The sequence below is a fragment of the Loigolactobacillus iwatensis genome (assembly GCF_003950295.1).
In the GTDB taxonomy this organism is placed as follows: domain Bacteria; phylum Bacillota; class Bacilli; order Lactobacillales; family Lactobacillaceae; genus Loigolactobacillus; species Loigolactobacillus iwatensis.
In genome coordinates this window covers 1-1,737 of record NZ_RHNP01000082.1, presented here as the reverse complement: position 1 = coordinate 1,737, position 1,737 = coordinate 1, and the positions used below count along the sequence as shown (strand labels likewise).

The window sequence follows — 1,737 nt, the reverse complement described above, 5'->3', positions numbered from 1 at the left end:
CCGTTCTTCGGACCGGTTGGAAGAAGCAAACATTTGCGAAGTCAATTCAATTTGAATTATAACTCGCTAGCAACAAAATCAATTGAGCAATCAATTTTCATTTTATATGAGAGTTTGATCCTGGCTCAGGACGAACGCTGGCGGCGTGCCTAATACATGCAAGTCGAACGCACAGACATCAACAGAAGCTGCTTGCAGTGGAAGTTGGTTGATGTGAGTGGCGGACGGGTGAGTAACACGTGGGTAACCTACCCAAAAGTGGGGGATAACATTTGGAAACAGATGCTAATACCGCATAATTTAAGTGACCACATGGTCACTTAATGAAAGATGGTTTCGGCTATCACTTTTGGATGGACCCGCGGCGTATTAGCTAGTTGGTGGGATAACGGCCTACCAAGGCGATGATACGTAGCCGACCTGAGAGGGTAATCGGCCACATTGGGACTGAGACACGGCCCAAACTCCTACGGGAGGCAGCAGTAGGGAATCTTCCACAATGGACGAAAGTCTGATGGAGCAACGCCGCGTGAGTGAAGAAGGTTTTCGGATCGTAAAACTCTGTTGTTGGAGAAGAACAGGGACTAGAGTAACTGTTAGTCCTTTGACGGTATCCAACCAGAAAGCCACGGCTAACTACGTGCCAGCAGCCGCGGTAATACGTAGGTGGCAAGCGTTGTCCGGATTTATTGGGCGTAAAGCGAGCGCAGGCGGTTTTTTAAGTCTGATGTGAAAGCCTTCGGCTTAACCGAAGAAGTGCATTAGAAACTGGGAAACTTGAGTGCAGAAGAGGAGAGTGGAACTCCATGTGTAGCGGTGAAATGCGTAGATATATGGAAGAACACCAGTGGCGAAGGCGGCTCTCTGGTCTGTAACTGACGCTGAGGCTCGAAAGTATGGGGAGCGAACAGGATTAGATACCCTGGTAGTCCATACCGTAAACGATGAATGCTAAGTGTTGGAGGGTTTCCGCCCTTCAGTGCTGCAGCTAACGCATTAAGCATTCCGCCTGGGGAGTACGACCGCAAGGTTGAAACTCAAAGGAATTGACGGGGGCCCGCACAAGCGGTGGAGCATGTGGTTTAATTCGAAGCTACGCGAAGAACCTTACCAGGTCTTGACATCCTTTGACCACTGTAGAGATACAGCTTTCCCTTCGGGGACAAAGTGACAGGTGGTGCATGGTTGTCGTCAGCTCGTGTCGTGAGATGTTGGGTTAAGTCCCGCAACGAGCGCAACCCTTATGACTAGTTGCCAGCATTAAGTTGGGCACTCTAGTGAGACTGCCGGTGACAAACCGGAGGAAGGTGGGGATGACGTCAAATCAGCATGCCCCTTATGACCTGGGCTACACACGTGCTACAATGGTTGGTACAACGAGTTGCGAACCCGCGAGGGTAAGCTAATCTCTTAAAGCCAATCTCAGTTCGGATTGTAGGCTGCAACTCGCCTACATGAAGTCGGAATCGCTAGTAATCGCGGATCAGCACGCCGCGGTGAATACGTTCCCGGGCCTTGTACACACCGCCCGTCACACCATGAGAGTTTGTAACACCCGAAGCCGGTGGGGTAACCTCTTTGAGGAGCTAACCGTCTAAGGTGGGACAGATGATTGGGGTGAAGTCGTAACAAGGTAGCCGTAGGAGAACCTGCGGCTGGATCACCTCCTTTCTAAGGAAAATATTACGGAAACCTACACGATTTGTTGAAACTTTGTTTAGTTTTGAGAGGTTTACT

1 rRNA gene is annotated in these 1,737 nt (G+C 50.0%); it reads left to right on the top strand.

From position 1 onward, the window contains the following. The first annotated feature begins 102 nt into the window (after window positions 1–102). Window positions 103–1,671 (top strand): 16S ribosomal RNA (locus EKM98_RS11960). The last annotated feature ends 66 nt before the right edge of the window (window positions 1,672–1,737 follow it).